Raw genomic sequence first — 18490 nt, 5'->3', positions numbered from 1 at the left:
CATTACTAAAAGAAAGGAAAAGGTGATGTTTTAGCTTCTATAAACATCATACAAGAAAGAAAATGACAGAAAAGAGAAGGAATTTCAGCGGGACACTATTACAGTCTCCGTCTGCAAGAGAAATCGCCCATGGGAAACTTGCGAGAGAACTTGCGGCAAGAGGAATTGTTCTTCTGAAGAATGAAGCTTTGCTTCCATTTAAGGAAAATGAAAAAATTGCTCTTCTGGGGGCGGGAGCAGTAAAGACGGTGAAAGGCGGCATTGGTTCAGGAGATGTAAACAATAGAGAGAACATTTCTATTTATGAAGGACTAAAAGAGGCAAAGGTTACGCTTACAAGCGAAAAGTGGCTGCTGGATTATTGCAACATTTATGATGATGCAAGGGCTTGTTGGAAAGAAAAGATTCTGGAAGATGCAAAAATAGTCGAGAATCCTTTTGACGCGTATGCTTCTAATCCATTTGTGCTGCCAGAAGGCAGAGAAATAAAAAAAGCAGATGTTGAGGAAGCAGATGCTGCCGTATATGTAATCAGTCGTATTTCAGGAGAAGGAAAAGACCGCAGGTGTGAAAAAGGAGATTATTATTTAAGTGAAAAAGAAGAAAGAGATATTATGTATCTCAATCAAATGGGAATCGATACGGCGCTTATTTTAAATGCCGGAGGTCCGGTAGAACTTACAGATATTCTTGAAAAAGCTCCATGTGTGAAAGCTGTTTTGAATATTTCCCAGTTAGGGCAGCAGGGGGGGGAATGCTGTGGCAGATATCCTTTTGGGAAAAGCAGTTCCAGAGGGAAAACTGACAGCAACCTGGGCAAGAAGGTACGAAGACTATCCGTATGCAGATGTATTCGGTCATTTGAATGGGAATCTGGAATACGAAGAATATAAAGAAGGCATTTATGTAGGATATCGGTATTTTGACAGTTTCGATGTTAAGCCACTGTTTCACTTTGGCTATGGACTGTCATATACCACTTTTAAAATCATATTTAGGGATATATGTGTAGAGGCAGACAAAATTCTGGTTGATGTGGAAGTTAGAAATACCGGAGAACATTATGCTGGAAGAGAAGTAGTACAGATATATGCAGGCTTACCACAGACAGGGCAGGCAAGAGAATACCGAAGATTGGTGGGATTTGAGAAGACAGATTTATTGAATCCGGGAGAATCGCAGAAGATTACAGTTACAGTGGAACAGAAAAATCTGGCAGGTTTCTGTGCGAATAATCACTGTTGGATTATGGAAAAAGGGAAATACAGTATATGGGTAGGCAATCAGTCTGCAGATTTACAGTTGGGAGCTATAATCACAGTTCAAGAAAGTTCTGTTCTGGAAGAAAATAGCGCTGTCTGTACACCAAAAGAGAAGTTTGAAGAGCTTGGAGCGTCAGAAGTCGCAAAGAAAAAGACGGAAGATGCAATTGGAATGGCAATTGAGAATTCTGTACCTGAAATCTCGTTTGCGCCGAAGAGAGAAGAAAAAAAAGCATGTAAAGTACATTATGCAGACCAGCAGCCTGTTGAGGATTTGATTCCGCTTTTGTATGGAAATATTACCAAGGGCACCAGCACACTTGGATCTGCGGGAACACGCGTACCGGGATCTGCAGGAGAGACTACAGAGGAATTAGAAGAAACATATGGAATCAGTTCACTGATTATGGCAGATGGACCGGCTGGTTTGCGTTTGCGTCAGAGCTATGAGGCGGATAAAAATACAGGACATATTTATGGTACAGGCGTCTTTGGATCTTTGGAAAACGGCTTTCTGGAAGAAATGGAGCGCCATGAGAATGCAGATATTTATTATCAGTTCTGTACCGCATTTCCTGTGGGCACGGCAATCGCACAGACATGGGATAAGGACTTGATGAAACAATTCGGGGAAGCTGTTGCAGTAGAGATGAAAGAATTTCATGTAGATTTATGGCTGGCTCCTGGAATGAATATTCAAAGGAATCCGTTATGCGGACGAAATTTCGAATATTATTCAGAAGATCCGGTATTATCAGGAATCACAGCAGCTTTTGTAACAAAAGGAGTGCAGTCTAAAAATGAATGTGGCGTAACGATTAAACATTTTGCCTGCAATAATCAGGAAGATAATCGAATGGGAGTCGATGCCAGAGTATCAGAAAAAGCTCTCAGAGAGATTTATTTCCGCGGTTTTGAGATTGCAGTAAAAGAGAGTAAGCCGTTAGCGATTATGACATCATATAACTTGATCAACGGTGTTCATGCGGCGAATTGTAAAGAACTTTGTACAACGCTTGCCCGTGAGGAATGGGGATTTGACGGATTAATTATGTCAGATTGGAATACAACTGTGCCGGAAGACGGAAGTATTCCATGGAAATGTGCAGAAGCAGGAAACGATGTAATTATGCCGGGAAATCCTGATGACGATAAAAATATTCGGGAAGCATTAAATAAAGGGATATTAACAGAGCAACAAGTTCGTCAATGTGCAGGGCGAATCATCGCAGTAACAGAAAAGATTAAAAATTAATATACAGGACAATAGAGTAAACAGAAGGTAAGACATGATAGTGGTTTTATCTTCTGTTTTGTTATAGCAGTTGAAATATTAAATTTCCATAAAACTCAATGAGTCTGTCTGCAGATAGCGCTGCGGTGAACAGTAATCGGGCTGTTCTTCAAAAATACCTTGTATCATTTCCATGTAAGTTATAAAATAAAACGGAATATAAGGTTGGAGGAATGAAAAATGCTGAGAACTTTTTTGGTGGAAGACGAGTTTGTGGTCCGGGAAAATATCAAAAAAATGATACCCTGGGAGCAGTATGGATATGAACTGGTAGGTGAGGCTCCGGATGGGGAAGTGGCTCTTCCTATGATCCGTAAGCTGAAGCCGGATCTGCTTATTACAGATATAAAAATGCCTTTTATGGACGGGCTGACATTAAGCAAAATGGTCAGAAAAGACTTTCCTGGAATGAAGATCGTAATCCTCAGCGGTTATGATGATTTTAATTATGCCAAACAGGCGATCGGCATAGGAGTTGAGGATTATCTTTTGAAGCCGATTACAAAAAATGCTTTTTTGGAGAGGCTTACAGAGATCAGAAACCGCTGGGAACAGGAAAAGGGGCAGAGGGAATACTATGAGCAGTTCCGCAGAGAGATCCAGGAATATGAAAGAAACAGCAGTCGGGATTTCTATGAGGCATTGATCAGCGGAAGCATGGATACAGGAGAAATATATAAAAAGGCGGATCAGCTGGGTCTGGATATTGTTGCGGAGGTCTATAACATTCTGCTTTTTACAATGGATGCAGGAAGAGGTGTTGCGGGAGCTTCCGAGGAGTATTCGGAATGGGAGGCCCAGAAACGTGAAAAAATGGAGAGTTTTTTTGTGGATAATCCTTATGCCATGTTGTTTCGAAACAATGCCTTCAGCTATGGGGTGCTTGTAAAGGAGCAGAGAAGCAGCCCCGGCGAAAATACAGAGAAATGTGCGGCATTTATCCGGGAAACCCTGGGAAGCGGCTGCGGACATAACTGGTTTCTTGCGGTGGGGCAGCCTGTAGAACGACTGAGCAGCGTAAAGCTCAGTTATCACGCGGCGGCAAAGGCTTTTTCCCGCCGATATCTTTATGATGGAGATATTCTGTATTATGAGGAACTGGAGCAGGAAGAAAAAATACAAAAGAATGACAGCCGTTATCTTAAAAAAATTGATATTAATGTATTGAATCCGGCAATTCTGGAACGCTTTCTCGGAAGCGGTCTTCTGGATGAAACGGAAGACTTTGTCCGGGATTATTTTCAGGCTATCGGTCATGAAGCAATGGAATCCTTTGTATTTCGTAATTATGTAATCTTAAATATCAGATTTTCTGTCCTTGGATTTTTGAAAAAACTGGGCTGTGAAGCCGGAGATCTGGAAAATCATGATACTGAAGAGATTCTGGAGGAAAGAGCCCGTTCTATGGAAAGCGCAGTAAAATATGCGGAAGAGATTATAAAAAAGGCCGTTATGCTCCGCGATGAAAATTCCGGAAATAAAAACCGCAGTATCCTGAAATCAGCTATTGAATACATAGATACACATTATATGGAAGAGAGTCTTTCCCTGAATACAGCGGCGCAGGTGGCAAATATCAGCGCCAATCATTTCAGCGCCCTGTTCAGTCAGAACATGGGGCAGACTTTTATTGAGTATCTTACCTCTCTGCGTATGCGCCATGCCAGAGAACTTCTCAGGTGTACCGGCAAGCGCTCCAGTGAGATTGCTTCAGAGGTGGGATATAAGGACGCTCATTATTTCAGTTATCTTTTTAAGAAAACTCAGGGAATGACTCCCAGTGAATACCGAAAGACGGGGGAGGGAAAAGGATGAGGCAGATCAGCCTGGAAGCGAAGATAAAAAAGATTCTTTTGAATACTTTGTTTCCTATGACAGTTCTGATGGTCGTGCTTTTGATTATTGTATCCCAGTATGTGTCAAAATATGACCGTCTTTCGGAGAATCTGGCGGTAAGCAGTGAATTCAATCTTCATTTTAAAGACGACATTGATCTGGAAATGTACTATATTGCCATAGGATCTAAAGACAACAGCTATCTTCCGGAAGTAATGAAAACGGTAGAAGCGGCAGAAGATACCCTTTCAAAGCTTCAGGCAAATACTTTTAATGGCGAAAGCCGAAAAAATATCAAGCATCTGGAATCTTATCTGGGGAATCTTGCAAAGAGAATGAAACAGCTTACGGAAATCAAGTCTTATGGTCAGAGAATGACCTTCATGGACAACAATATCCGGATCCTTACCGGTCTTATCATGGAGGAAATGCAGAATTTTATTTATAATGAATCCATGTATCTGGTACATATGGAATCCATCATGACAAGAAGAGTATATATCCTTGTAAGCGGAATCGCCCTGCTTTTTTTTGTGACGATCGTAATTCTTCTGCGCCGTTCTTTCCGGTTTTCACGGAGCATCACCCGACCGGTGACAGAGATCCTTGGAAATGTAAAAGAGGTGGGAAGAGGAAATTTTGAGATCTCCGAAATCAGTGCAGACAGTATGGAGATCGAGGAACTGGACGCCGGGATCCGTAGAATGGCAGAAAAAATACAACATCTCCTGGAAAATGTAAAAAAGGAAGAAGAGATGCAGCATCTTACTCAGCTCCAGCTTCTTCAGGCACAGATCAATCCTCATTTTCTTTATAATACTCTGGATACGATCATCTGGCTGATCGAAGGCGGACAGCCTGATGACGCTGTGGATATGATATCCAGCCTTTCGGTTTTTTTCCGGACGTCTCTTTCAAAGGGAAAAGACGTGATTCCTCTTTCGGAAGAAAAACGACACACTATCAGTTATCTGGAAATCCAGCAGTCCAGATACCGGGATATTCTGGAATTTGAGATTCATATACCGGAGGAGTTTAACGGAATGATGGTTCCCAAGCTGACCCTGCAGCCTCTTGCAGAAAATGCTCTTTATCATGGGATCAAAAACAAAAGAGGCGGGGGAAAGATTTTGATCGAAGGTGAAAAAGCAGGGAAAGATCTGATCCTGCGGGTAAGGGATAACGGACAGGGAATGACAGCGGAACGGCTCCATGAGATCCAGGAAGCAATCCGTACGGGAGAAAGAGCCGGTTTCGGCCTGTCGGCAGTTGCAGAACGTCTCCGGCTGTATTACGGAGAAGGCTATGGAATGAAAATAGAGTCAGAAGAAGGAAAAGGAACGGCAGTTGAAGTACGGCTTGGTGAAAAAATCAAACTTCCGTCATAAAAAAATCAACTTTTATCATAAAAAAATCAATTTGCTTAAACAGGAACAAAAAAATGATAAAAGACCACACATTTTTCCGAAAATATTCTATGGAGTTTTTTTCTGTTTCCGCTATAATAAAAACATCTTAAAAAACACCGAACAAAAATGTAAAGGGAGGAAATGTAACATGAAGAAAAAAATTATGGCAGCGGTTATGACAGCGGCAATGGTAGCCGGACTTGCAGGTTCCACAGCAAGCGTTTACGCAGCAGAGGACACAATTACAGTCGGATTTTCACAGGTTGGCGCTGAGTCTGACTGGCGTACAGCAAACACCGAGTCCATGAAATCTACTTTCTCTGAGGAAAATGGCTATGAGCTGATCTTTGACGATGCACAGCAGAAACAGGAAAATCAGCTTACAGCGATCCGTAACTTCATTCAGCAGGAAGTTGATTATATCGTACTTGCTCCTGTAACAGAGACTGGCTGGGATACTGTTCTTCAGGAAGCAAAGGATGCGGGAATCCCGGTTATCATCGTTGACCGTATGGTAGACGTATCTGACGACAGCCTTTACACTGCATGGGTTGGATCCAACTTCAAACTGGAAGGTCAGAAAGCTATGGCATGGCTGGATGCATATCTGGAAGCAAAAGGCCGCGGCGACGAGGAGATCAATCTGGTAGATATCCAGGGAACTATCGGCGCTTCTGCACAGATCGGACGTACAGAGGGATTTGACGAAGCAGTTGAGGCTCATGACAACTGGACGACACTTGCACAGCAGTCCGGTGAGTTTACTCAGGCAAAAGGTCAGGAGGTTATGGAGTCTATCCTGAAACAGAGCGGCGACGATATCGACGTTGTATACTGTGAGAACGACAACGAGGCATTTGGCGCTATCGATGCTATCGAGGCAGCCGGTTATGAAGTAGGCGGTGAAGAAGGTCAGATTCTTGTTATGTCCTTCGATACTACAAACGCAGGTCTTACTGAGACACTTGCAGGAAAGATCACACTGAACACAGAGTGCAACCCGCTTCACGGACCTCGTGTAGAGGAGATCATCCAGAAACTGGAAGCAGGAGAAGAAGTTGAGAAACAGGCATATGTAGACGAAGTTGCATTTGCATCTGACGATACTGTAACATCTGTAACTATCGAAGATCAGGACTATGAGATCACACCGATCACACAGGAGATTATCGACGGACGTGCATATTAATAAAAATCTGAAAGAGGATTTTAATATATGCAGGAGCTTTTATGAAAGCTGAGTAACAGAAAATGAATCCGGAGCGTGGCACATAATTCGGAAAACCCGGATCAGTGGACCACGCTCCTTTTATGCTCAAAATCAGACAAAAATGCAGGATATGGAGCATTTTTTAGGAAAAAACAGTTTTTTAGGGAAAGCAGGTGGAAAGAATATGGAACAGAATGTTGTGCTGGAAATGCGTGATATCAGTAAAAATTTCACCGGTGTCCGTGCCCTTTCCCATGTGGATTTTACTTTACGAAAAGGTGAGATCCATGCGTTGATGGGGGAAAACGGAGCCGGAAAATCCACGCTGATCAAGGTTCTGACCGGTGTGCATGAATTTGAGAGCGGAACCATCCACATGGATGGAAAAACAGGAGAGATCATCAATCATTCTCCCCAGGAGGCACAGGAGAACGGTATCAGTACCGTATACCAGGAAGTAAATCTCTGCCCGAACCTGACAGTGGCGGAAAATCTTTTTATCGGACGTGAGCCCCGTAAATTGGGAATGATCAACTGGAAGGAAATGAATGAACGGTCAGAAAAGCTTCTGGAAAGCCTGAATATTCATGTACCGCCGACACAGATGCTGGATGAATGTTCGGTGGCGATCCAGCAGATGATCGCTATAGCCCGCGCGGTAGATATGAAATGTCAGGTGCTGATCCTGGATGAGCCTACTTCTTCACTGGATGACGATGAAGTGGAAAAATTATTTGTGCTGATGAGAAGACTTCGTGACGAAGGCGTAGGTATTATTTTTGTTACCCATTTCCTGGAGCAGGTTTATGCAGTCTGCGACAGGATCACGGTTCTTCGTAACGGCGAGCTGGTAGGGGAATATGAAACAAAAGAACTGCCCCGTGTTATGCTGGTAGCCAAGATGATGGGTAAAGATTTTGATGATCTGGCTGATATCAAAAGTGCTCACGAAGGAAAAAGAACAGCAGAAGCCACTCCGGTCATTGAAGCAGAAGGAATCGGACATAAAGGCACTATTAAGCCCTTTAACATTAAGATCAACAAAGGTGAAGTCATTGGACTTACAGGACTTCTTGGCTCCGGACGTTCCGAACTGGTACGTGCGATTTACGGCGCTGACAAGGCGGACAGCGGAACATTGAAAGTTAATGGAAAAGAAGTAAAGATCAACAGTCCTCTGGACGCAATGAAACTGGGAATGGCTTATCTTCCTGAGGATCGTAAGGCGGAAGGTATTATTGCAGATCTTTCCGTAAGAGAAAATATCATCATTGCTCTTCAGGCAAAACGCGGCATGTTCCATCCATTAAGCCGTAAGGAAATGGAAGAGGCGGCAGATAAGTATATTGACATGCTTCAGATCAAGACTGCCAGCCGGGAAACACCGATCAAGAGCCTTTCAGGAGGAAACCAGCAGAAGGTGATCCTGGGAAGATGGCTTCTGACGAATCCGGAATACCTGATCCTGGATGAGCCTACCAGAGGTATTGATATCGGTACAAAGACAGAGATCCAGAAGATCGTGCTGGATCTTGCAGATGAAGGAATGGCAGTGACCTTTATTTCTTCTGAGGTAGAGGAAATGCTTCGTACCTGCTCCCGTATGGCGGTTCTCCGCGACGGTGAAAAGGTAGGGGAACTGGAGGAAAGCGAACTGTCCCAGAGCAGCATCATGAAGGCCATTGCAGGAGGTGACGATAAGAATGAATAAGAGTAAATTAAAAAAGATCACAAGCGCAAGGCTTTTTCTCCCTGTCGTGTGTCTGATCGCCGTGCTTTTGATCAATGTGATAAAAACACCGGACTTTTTTAATGTATCTATTCGTAACGGTGTCCTTTACGGATATATTATTGACGTAATAAACCGTGCTTCGGAACTGGTCATCCTGGCAGTGGGAATGACTCTGGTAACGGCAGCTTCCGGCGGACAGGATATCAGTGTAGGCGCAGTAATGGCAGTGGCAGCAGCTGTAGGCTGTCAGATTCTTTCCGGGGGACAGACTTCGGTTACGGAGTATCAGAATCCTCTTATCCTTGCAGTACTGGCAGCCCTTCTTGCAGCTGCATTATGCGGGGCATTTAACGGACTTCTGGTGGCAAAGCTGCATATACAGCCAATGGTCGCTACTTTGATTCTTTATACGGCAGGACGAGGAATTGCACAGCTTGTTACAAACGGACAGATCACCTATATCCGTGTGGACTCCTATAAAATGGCCGGCGGCTATATCGGCAAGTGCCCGATCCCGACACCGATCTTTTTTGCCGTTGTTACAGTTGTGATAGTTGCACTGATCCTGAAAAAGACGGCTCTTGGACTTTATATTGAAAGTGTTGGCATTAACGGTAAGGCAGCCCGTCTGGTTGGTTTGAATTCTACTATGATCAAATTTCTTACCTATGTGATCTGCGGTATTCTGGCAGGTATTGCAGGAATCGTTGCATCCAGCCGTATTTATTCTGCAGATGCAAATAACATTGGTCTGAACCTGGAAATGGATGCCATTCTGGCAGTTGCTCTTGGGGGCAACTTCCTTGGAGGCGGTAGATTCAGTCTGGTAGGTTCCGTGATCGGCGCTTATACCATTCAGGCTCTCACTACAACTCTTTATGCAATGAATGTAAAAGCTGACCAGCTTCCTGTATATAAGGCTATCGTTGTTATTATTATCGTAACGCTTCAAAGCGAAGTATTTAAGAAATTTATTGCCGGACTGAAAAACAAAAAAGCTTCCGGTACAGTGGCAGAAGGAGGGCAGAAAGCATGAAACAGAAAAAGAAAATGACAAGTACAGGCTTTCTTCTGCTGATCACTATTGTATTATTCTTTGTTATGTATGCAGCAGGCATGGTGATCTTTGCAGATAAAGGCTTTGCAAAACCACAGATGTTTTTGAATCTGTTTGTATCAAATGCCGGACTTCTTGTTATTGCATGTGGACTTACCATTGTAATGATCACGGGAGGAATTGATATATCTGTTGGTTCTGTTACTGCACTTGTATGTATGGTGATGGCAGATCTGATGGAAAATAAAGGTGCAAGCGCTTACGTGGCAGTTCTGGCGGCGCTTGGAATCGGACTTCTTTTTGGTATTGTTCAGGGATATCTGGTAACTTATATGGGAATCCAGCCTTTTATTGTAACACTGGCAGGTATGTTTTTTGGACGAGGTCTGACTGCGATCATCAGCACAGATATGATCGCCATTAAAAACAAATTGTTCCTGAAATGGGCAAACTATCGTTTTTACATGCCTTTTGGTTCTACAAATAAAAAAGGAAAATTTATCCCGGCTTACATACCTCCTACCGTTGTGATCGCTCTGATCGTTGTGATCCTTTGTGCGATCCTTCTGAAATACCGTAAATTCGGACGTAAGCTCTATGCTATCGGCGGAAATAAACAAAGTGCCCTGATGATGGGCCTGGACGTAAAGAAAACTATGTTTAAGGCATATGTACTGAACGGATTTCTTGCAGGTCTTGGCGGTTTCCTGTTCTGTCTGAACAGCTGTGCCGGATTCGTAGAGCAGGCAAAAGGTCTTGAAATGGACGCTATCTCTTCGGCAGTTATTGGCGGAACCCTTCTTTCCGGCGGTGTGGGAACTCCTATCGGAACTATGTTTGGCGTTCTGATCAAAGGTACGATCTCCAGTCTGATCACTGCACAGGGCTCACTTTCCAGCTGGTGGGTAAGAATCGTTCTTTCTGCCCTTCTGTGCTTCTTCATTGTGATCCAGTCTGTATTGGCTTCTGCGAAAAAGAAAAAATGATGGGTGTGGAAAAAGAAAGATAAAGATTGATGTTTCACCGGAAGGATATTATAATAAAAACATGATATGATTAAAAACCGGGAGGATTTACAATGGGTGTAAATGAAACAAAAGAAATGATCTTAAATAACAAGACAGCTCTTGGTATCGAATTTGGTTCTACCAGGATCAAGGCTGTTCTTGTGGATGCAGAAAATGCTCCGATCGCATCAGGAAGCTATGACTGGGAAAACCGTCTGGAAGATGGGATCTGGACTTATCATCTGGATGATATCCAGGCAGGTCTCCAGGGCAGCTACAAGGCTCTTGCAGAGGATGTAAAGGAAAAATACGGCGTAGACCTGACAAGCGTAGGCGCTCTTGGCGTCAGTGCCATGATGCACGGCTATATGCCATTTAATAAGGAAGGAGAGCTTCTGGTTCCTTTCCGTACCTGGAGAAATAATATCACTGCACAGGCTTCTGAGGAACTGATGGAACTGTTCCAGTATAATATTCCGCAGAGATGGAGTATTGCCCATCTTTATCAGGCAATCCTGAATAAGGAAGAGCATGTGAAGGATATTGATTTTATGTGTACTCTGGAAGCATATGTACACTGGCAGCTGACAGGCAGACGTATCCAGGGTATCGGCGATGCAGCAGGTATGTTCCCTGTTGATCCGGAAACAAAAGATTACAATGAAGAAATGGTACAGAAGTTTGATAAGCTTGTGGAGCCTTATGGATTCTCATGGAAACTTCGTGACATCATGCCGGAAGTTAAAGTTGCAGGAGAGGAAGCAGGAATTCTTACAGAAGCCGGAGCAAAACTTCTTGACCCGTCCGGAAAACTTCAGGCAGGTATTCCTATGTGTCCGCCGGAAGGCGATGCAGGAACCGGAATGGTGGCAACAAACAGCGTAAGACAGAGAACAGGTAATGTTTCTGCCGGTACTTCTGTATTTGCCATGATCGTTCTGGAAAAAGAGCTGTCCAGACCATATAAAGAGATCGATATGGTTACCACTCCGGCAGGCGATCTGGTTGCTATGGCTCATTCCAATAACTGTACTTCTGACTTGAATGCATGGGTGAATGTATTTAAGGAATTTACAGAGGCAATGGGAATGGAAGTGGATATGAACAAGCTTTTCGGCACCCTTTACAACAAAGCTATGGAAGGTGATGCAGACTGCGGCGGACTTTTGTCTTACTGCTACTTCTCCGGAGAGCATATGACTGGCTTTGAAGAAGGACGTCCTCTTTTTGTACGTTCCCCTGAAAGCAGATTTACACTTGCAAACTTTATGAGAACGAATCTGTATACCTGTCTTGGCGCTATGAGAGTGGGTCTGAACCTTCTTCTGGAAAAAGAACAGGTAAAGATTGACAGACTTCTGGGACACGGCGGACTCTTTAAGACAAAGGGTGTAGGCCAGCAGATCCTTGCCGATGCAGTAAACGCACCGGTTTCTGTAATGGAGACTGCAGGTGAAGGCGGCGCATGGGGTATTGCACTTCTGGCTTCCTATCTGATTAACAAAGAAGATGGAGAAGAACTTGCGGATTATCTGGATAATAAAGTGTTTGCAGGAAACGAAGGCAGCACCCTGGATCCGGATCCGGCAGGAGTAGAAGGCTTTAATGTATTTATGGAAAGATACATGAAAGGTCTGGAGATCGAAAGAGCGGCAGTTGATTCAAAAATCTGGTAAAAGATAAAATAAGAAGAAATAAAGCAGGGTTCTGTTTCTGAAATGAGAGACAGAGCCCTGCTTTTATCTTTTTAATAAGATCTTCCTGTAAAAATACAGACAGTTCGTGGACGCATGATAAAGTCACCTGTAATCCTGGTTTCCTGTCCCTGAGGATAGAAATATCTTCCCTGTCCGTCACCATAGGTATTGACACTTAAATACCATGCACCTCGTTTTCGAAGATCAGGGAGAGTAACTGTTACATCTTCCCAGTAGGTATTTACGCAGATACAGACCAGATCGTCTCTTCCTTTTTCTTTGTCATAGCCGGCGAAGCTGACAGTAAAGGTACGGGCATCTCTGGGAATCGTGACATCTTCTGCATTGGTATTGTGAGTGTGCAGCGGATCCATACCGCAGACAGCATCAGGCAGTTTTTTGCGTATCACAAGATGTTCTTTTCTATAGGCGATCATGAATTTGAAGAATTCAAAAAGATCTTTATTTTTTTCCAGAAGACTCCAGTCCAGCCAGGATACTTCATTATCCTGACAATAGCTGTTGTTGTTTCCGAATTTTGTATTTCCGAATTCATCTCCGGCAAGGAACATAGGAGTGCCACGGCTGCACAGAAGAACTGCACAGGCGTTGCGGATCATTCGGTAACGCAGCTTCAGTACTTCCGGATCGTCGGTTTCTCCTTCGGCGCCGCAGTTCCAGCTGCGGTTGTCGTTGGCGCCGTCAGTATTGTCCCAGCCGTTCATTTCATTATGTTTGTCATTATAGGCATAGAGATCATACATGGTAAAACCGTCGTGACAGGTAAGGAAATTGACACAGGAATTATAACCGGCATAATTCCCTTTAGGATTATCATAATAGCCGCCGTAAAGATCTCCGGATCCGGAGATACTCCATGCAGCGTCCCAGGACTGCCAGCAGTCGCCTTTCAGAAAACCTCTGAGAGAATCACGGTACCGTCCGTTCCATTCTGCCCAGCGTCCGCTTGCAGGAAAGCTTCCCACCTGATACATGCCGACGGCATCCCAGGCTTCTGCGATCAGCTTGACATTGCGCAGAAGAGGGTCAGAAGCAAGCGTACGGAGAAGAGGGGGATTGTTCATAGGAGAACCATCCTCATTTCGGCCAAGGATACTTGCTAGGTCAAAACGGAACCCGTCTACCCGGTAATTTACCGTCCAGTATCGAAGGCATTCCAGGATCATCTGTTGGACCACAGGATGGTTGCAGTTCAGTGTATTCCCACAGCCGCTGAAATTGTAGTAATTTCCATCAGGAGTCAGCATGTAATAAATATTGTTGTCAAAGCCTTTGAAGCAGAAGGTTCTTCCAAGTTCGTTTCCCTCGGCAGTATGGTTAAATACCACATCCAGGATTACTTCGATACCATTGTCATGAAGGGATTTGATAAGGGTCTTCAGTTCCGTTCCCTCACGGTTATATTCGTTGACGGAGGTGTAGCTGGTATTGGGGGCAAAAAAGCTGACTGTGTTATAGCCCCAGTATTCCAGAAGACGATTGCCGTTTACTTCCCGGGCATTCATAGTTTCGTCAAACTCAAAGATAGGCATCAGTTCAACCGCATTGACGCCAAGCTCTTTCAGATAAGGGATCTTTTCCATCAGTCCGGCAAAGGTTCCGCGGTTTTTTACACCGGAGGAAGCGTGTTCTGTAAATCCTCTTACATGAAGCTCATAAATAATAAGATCACTGAGTTCTTTTTTTGACTGAGGCATGTCTCCCCAGTTAAAGGAATCCTTTACCACCCGGGCATGGTAGGTGGGCTCCCAGTGGGTTCCCCAGATCCTCTGTCCGGAAACAGCCTTGGCATAAGGATCCAGAAGGATATTTTTTTTGTCAAAAAGCAGTCCTTTGTTCGGATCCCAGGGACCGTCCACACGGTAGGCATATTCGAAATCCCGGATATCCAGGCCATAAACGATCATGGAATATACATCGCCGATCTTGTAGGCTTCGGGAAAAGGAAGAACGGCAAAGGGCTTTTCCTCCGCATTGTGGAACAGAAGAAGTTCACAGGCTGTTCCGCCGCAGGTATGGATGGTAAAATTCACTCCATTTTGAAGCGGTGTGGCGCCGTTCAGGTCAAACATTCCCGGACTGACAGGAAAACCGGCAATTTCTCCGGTAGGGTAAACCTCAAGGGGATATTCGGAAATAAATTTCTGATTATAGGAATTCATGATAAGATCCTCCTTGCATTATTCCTGAAAAAGTTCTTCGCATTTCTGCAGTATTTCCTGATTTCTTTTTTCATAATCTACATTCATCGTATGGATCTCTCCGCGAAGGAACATTTCCATTCCCTGTACCAGTCCGTCTTCGCTGTTTGGCAGAAGAGTGCCGCCGTACTTCTGGATAAAGGCTCTTGCTCCGTTTACGTCACAGGCAGCTGCAGGAACTCCCAGAATATCTGCTTCGGGAACTACCAGAACCTGTCCTTCATAGAAGGAAGACAGAAGGAAAAGGTCGCAGGATCTGACTACAGGCATGGGATTGCTCATATATTTAATAAGGATAATATGGCTGCTGCTTGCCGCTGATTCTGCAAGCTTACAGGTATGTTCGTAGAGATCTCCTCGGCTTCCCATAATGATCAGCCAGGTATCAGGATGTTCTTTCCAGAACCGTGTAAAAGCACGGATCAGACGTTCATGCCCTTTTTCAGAAGAAAAACGACCTACATTGATGAATTTCAGGTCATTGCCTTCAAGAACCTCCATAAGCCTGCTTAAGGGAACGGTGGATTCCGTTTCCGGATCAAAGGAAACAGGAAGCTGTCCAAGATTTTGGATCCTTTTGTAGTCCATGATATTGGAAATAACACGTACTTTTTCCGGATGGCCTCCGATATGGTCGGCAGAGGCGCGGACATCTTCTCCTACGGGAACTACATGGTCATAAGATGCATATGCTTTTTGCAGAAGGTAAAAGCTTGGATTATGTTTTTCAGCGACCCATTTTTCCATATCATTGTGCGCCCAGATAGTGCGGGTACAGGGCGCCTTTTCCAGAAGAGCGATCATATAATTCTCATAGCCGTCATAGTGCACTACATGGTCAAAGGAAACACAGCCGAAATGCTTTTTCCATTCTCTCCGATAAGCTTTATCCAGACGTTTTCCGATGCCGAAAGCAGTGATGCCGAATCTCAGGTAAATAAGCTGTGCGATGGCAGTTATCACATCAAGATTCATTTCTGTTGCCAGAGGGTAGAAATGATAGCCCTCCGGGACACTTTGAAGCCGTTTCGGATCCTCTTTGAGAGAAATAGAACGGTACGAAATATAGTAGTCACATTTCTCGGGATCCAGATTACGTACCAGACTGTAAAAAGCAGTTGTGATTCCATTAGGCTGAAGACTTCCTGCATACAGGAGGACTCTTTTCTTTTTGGTACCGGGCATGGCTGCTTCCTGACAGATCTTTTCTTCTAAAAGGACATGACGGCAGATATCCCTGGTGGCATTTGCCTGTTCAAATGTGGCATATTTCCGGAGAAAATCATCGTCCGGGTGACCGGAGTCTTTTTTCAGTTCGGCAGTAAGCTCTTCCGGAGTACGCAGAATCGGGAACGGATAGGCAGAAATATCCTCGTACATTCCGCGATGTCCCTGGTAATCTTCCATATCATAGGCAAACAGCAGGATCCTTCTGCCAGTAACAGCAAAGTCATACATAACACTGGAGTAATCAGTGATAAGTACATCACAGGCATTCAGGATTTCATAAGTGTCATATTCCGTCGGGAAAGGACGGATATGCTGATAGGAATCCGTATCCAGCTGGCTCTGAACAAGTGGATGGAGCTTTACCAGAAGAATCTGCTGATCGGTCAGCTGCTGATCCATACGTCTGAGATAATCCTTAACAAGAGCAACGTAGGAGTCCTTTTCTACGGCATCGGTCTTTCCGCGGAAAGTAGGCATATAAACGCTTAACTGGATACCGGAATAGCCCAGTTTCTCTTTCAGCAGGGCGCCTTTTTCCGGATGAAAAAAAATACAGTTTCGGGGATATCCCTCATGAAGGATGGTTCCCTGATAAAGTTCTGTCAGATTAGTGGCTCCGGCCATTTTTTCTTCCATATACAGGTTAGGGAATACCAGATAATCTGACTGAAGAAGATTACGCATGACGTTTCCTGCATCATAGCGTTCTTCTTCGTTATCCTGAGCCATTCTTTTCAGAGGTGTTCCATGCCATACGTTTAGTATGGTCTGTCCCTCTTTTTTTATATAGCGTCCCGGAAAGGTAGTATCATTGATCAGCCAGCCGGCTTTTGCCAGATGATGATAATAAGATGGCATTGAGGTATGGACAAAACCATCTATCTTGATACCGTATCGTTCCAGCTTCTTTTTGATCTGTTCTTTTTTATCCTTTTGTACTGCCAGTATTTTACGGAATCCCTGATATTCCGGGGAAGAAAGCTCTTTTAAAATAGCCAGGATATTACTTTCCAGGGCAAGCCCGCTTCTGGAAACGATCAGGATTTCCTTTTTATCAACAGGTATTTTTTCGTAAAAAGTGTTATAAAAAGGATACCAGGTGCCGTTCTTTAATTTTTTCTTTACTTTTGCAGTGAAACTCATAACATTACCGCCTTAAAACTTTTTATTGATCGTTTGTAAGATGAAGTTTATCAAGTACATAAAATACAAGGCTAAGGATCATAGCAACCACACATGCCAGAACCATGCCCGTAAGCTTTACATTTCCAAGATTCAGTGCGATACCGGAAAGACCTACAATAAATACAACAGAAGTCAGTGCAAGATTACGGGATTTACCATAGTCAACATGATTGTCTACCAGCATTCTCAGACCGGAAGTGCCGATCATACCATATAATAAGAAAGAAATTCCCCCAATCACAGGTCCGGGAATGGTATTGATCAGAGCAGCAAGCTTGCCCATAAAGGAACAGCAGATTGAAAGAACAGCGGCTCCTCCGATTACCTGTACACTGTAAACCTTTGTCATTGCCATAACTCCAATGTTTTCTCCGTAAGTAGTAGTAGGGACGGAGCCTACCAGACCGGAGAGAGTAGTGGAGAAGAAATCGGCAAAAAGGGAACGGTGCAGACCGGGTTCCTTCAGAAGGTCCTTGCCTACAATCTTTCCGGTTACGATCTGATGTCCGATATGCTCGGAGGTTACCAGAAGCAGTGCCGGAAGTATGGTAAGGATCGCTTCAACATGAAAACGCGGAGTCTGAAAGTTGGGAAGGGCAAAGAAAGAAGCTTCTTTTACCGCCTGAAAATCCAGGATTCCGCAAAAACCTGCAGCAGCGTAGCCGGCGATGATAGCGATCAGAATAGGGATGACAGAAAGAAATCCCCGGAACAGGATCTGACCGAATACGGCTACACCGAGAGTTACCAGAAAGACAATTACATTTTTCATGTCTACTGTTTCGTCTAAAAGTCCTGCAGTGCTGGCTGCGCTTCCGGCAAGCTCCAGACCGATCAGGGCAACGACAGGTCCCATTGCTGCGGCAGGCAGTACAATATCAATCCAGTTTGTTCCGCATTTGCGGATAATCAGAGCTACGCCCATGCCGGCAATGCCAAGTACTACAAAACCGCCCAACGCATATTCATAACCGAATTTGGATGCAACCAGAAGCCCCGGGGACAGAAATGCAAAACTGGATCCCAGATAGGCAGGCGCCTTTCCCTTTGTAATAAGAATAAACAGAAGTGTTCCGATACCATTCATAAGAAGCACAATGGCAGGATTGATGCCAAACATAAAGGGAACCAGAACAGAGGCTCCGAACATGGCAAACATATGCTGGATGCTTAAAGGGATCAAAAGCTTTACAGGTACCTTATCTTCTACTTGAATAATTTGTTTTTCCACTCTTTTCCTCTCTTTCTCGTATACATACGACGTAATCGGAAATATTATAGCATAGTGTATGAACTTCTGTAAAAGAAAATACAGAAAGGAAGAGGAAAAAGCCCTTTTTTTCGCGGTT

At 44.1% G+C, this 18490-nt stretch carries 12 protein-coding genes; 9 read left to right on the top strand and 3 right to left on the bottom strand.

The genetic code is table 11. The features are described 5' to 3' along the window. Nucleotides 1-62: 62 nt before the first annotated feature. The 9 genes from RDS42_RS04755 (at nt 63) to RDS42_RS04715 (ending at nt 12483) form a co-directional block, all read left to right on the top strand. Nucleotides 63-893 (top strand): glycoside hydrolase family 3 C-terminal domain-containing protein, encoded by an 831-nt coding sequence (locus RDS42_RS04755; protein ID WP_308782631.1) that lies wholly within the window; start codon nt 63-65, stop codon nt 891-893. Next, nucleotides 775-2517, top strand: coding sequence for a glycoside hydrolase family 3 N-terminal domain-containing protein (locus RDS42_RS04750; RefSeq protein WP_308782632.1), 1743 nt, complete (start codon nt 775-777; stop codon nt 2515-2517). Before RDS42_RS04755 ends, RDS42_RS04750 begins: the two co-directional genes overlap by 119 nt. 219 nt (nt 2518-2736) lie before the next feature. Next, nucleotides 2737-4371, top strand: a complete 1635-nt coding sequence (locus RDS42_RS04745; RefSeq protein WP_138271053.1) for a response regulator — start codon at nt 2737-2739, stop codon at nt 4369-4371. Next, a complete protein-coding gene (locus RDS42_RS04740; protein ID WP_138271052.1) occupies nt 4368-5780 on the top strand; it encodes a sensor histidine kinase in 1413 nt (470 codons plus the stop codon). The genes RDS42_RS04745 and RDS42_RS04740 overlap by 4 nt, the downstream gene beginning before the upstream one ends. Nucleotides 5781-5949: 169 nt before the next feature. Beyond that, the gene (locus RDS42_RS04735; RefSeq protein ID WP_308782630.1) at nt 5950-6990 is read left to right on the top strand and encodes an ABC transporter substrate-binding protein; all 1041 of its coding nucleotides are present in this window, start codon (nt 5950-5952) and stop codon (nt 6988-6990) included. A 205-nt stretch (nt 6991-7195) separates the two neighbouring features. After that, the gene (locus RDS42_RS04730) at nt 7196-8722 is read left to right on the top strand and encodes a sugar ABC transporter ATP-binding protein (RefSeq protein WP_308782629.1); all 1527 of its coding nucleotides are present in this window, start codon (nt 7196-7198) and stop codon (nt 8720-8722) included. After that, nucleotides 8715-9779: an ABC transporter permease gene (locus RDS42_RS04725; protein ID WP_308782628.1), complete on the top strand. Its 1065-nt coding sequence runs from the start codon at nt 8715-8717 to the stop codon at nt 9777-9779. The genes RDS42_RS04730 and RDS42_RS04725 overlap by 8 nt, the downstream gene beginning before the upstream one ends. Then, nucleotides 9776-10786 carry a sugar ABC transporter permease YjfF gene (locus RDS42_RS04720; protein ID WP_308782627.1) on the top strand — a complete coding sequence of 337 codons (1011 nt, stop codon included), beginning with the start codon at nt 9776-9778 and terminating at the stop codon, nt 10784-10786. The genes RDS42_RS04725 and RDS42_RS04720 overlap by 4 nt, the downstream gene beginning before the upstream one ends. Nucleotides 10787-10878: 92 nt before the next feature. Further along, nucleotides 10879-12483 (top strand): FGGY-family carbohydrate kinase, encoded by a 1605-nt coding sequence (locus RDS42_RS04715; protein WP_308782626.1) that lies wholly within the window; start codon nt 10879-10881, stop codon nt 12481-12483. Between the two features lie 71 nt (nt 12484-12554). Here RDS42_RS04715 and RDS42_RS04710 read toward each other — a convergent pair whose 3' ends face one another. The 3 genes from RDS42_RS04710 to uraA are packed head-to-tail and all read right to left on the bottom strand — an operon-like array spanning nt 12555 to nt 18372. Then, entirely contained in the window at nt 12555-14687 is a 2133-nt protein-coding gene (locus tag RDS42_RS04710) for an alpha-amylase family glycosyl hydrolase (RefSeq protein ID WP_308782625.1), read from the bottom strand. An 18-nt stretch (nt 14688-14705) separates the two neighbouring features. Continuing rightward, nucleotides 14706-17099: a CDP-glycerol glycerophosphotransferase family protein gene (locus RDS42_RS04705; protein ID WP_308782624.1), complete on the bottom strand. Its 2394-nt coding sequence runs from the start codon at nt 17097-17099 to the stop codon at nt 14706-14708. A gap of 22 nt (nt 17100-17121) precedes the next feature. Then, the gene (uraA, locus tag RDS42_RS04700; protein ID WP_308782623.1) at nt 17122-18372 is read right to left on the bottom strand and encodes a uracil permease; all 1251 of its coding nucleotides are present in this window, start codon (nt 18370-18372) and stop codon (nt 17122-17124) included. Between the last annotated feature and the right edge of the window lie 118 nt (nt 18373-18490).

It is taken from the genome of uncultured Blautia sp. (genome assembly GCF_902497045.1).
Taxonomy (GTDB): domain Bacteria; phylum Bacillota; class Clostridia; order Lachnospirales; family Lachnospiraceae; genus Blautia_A.
This window is presented reverse-complemented; position numbering and strand designations above follow the sequence as displayed.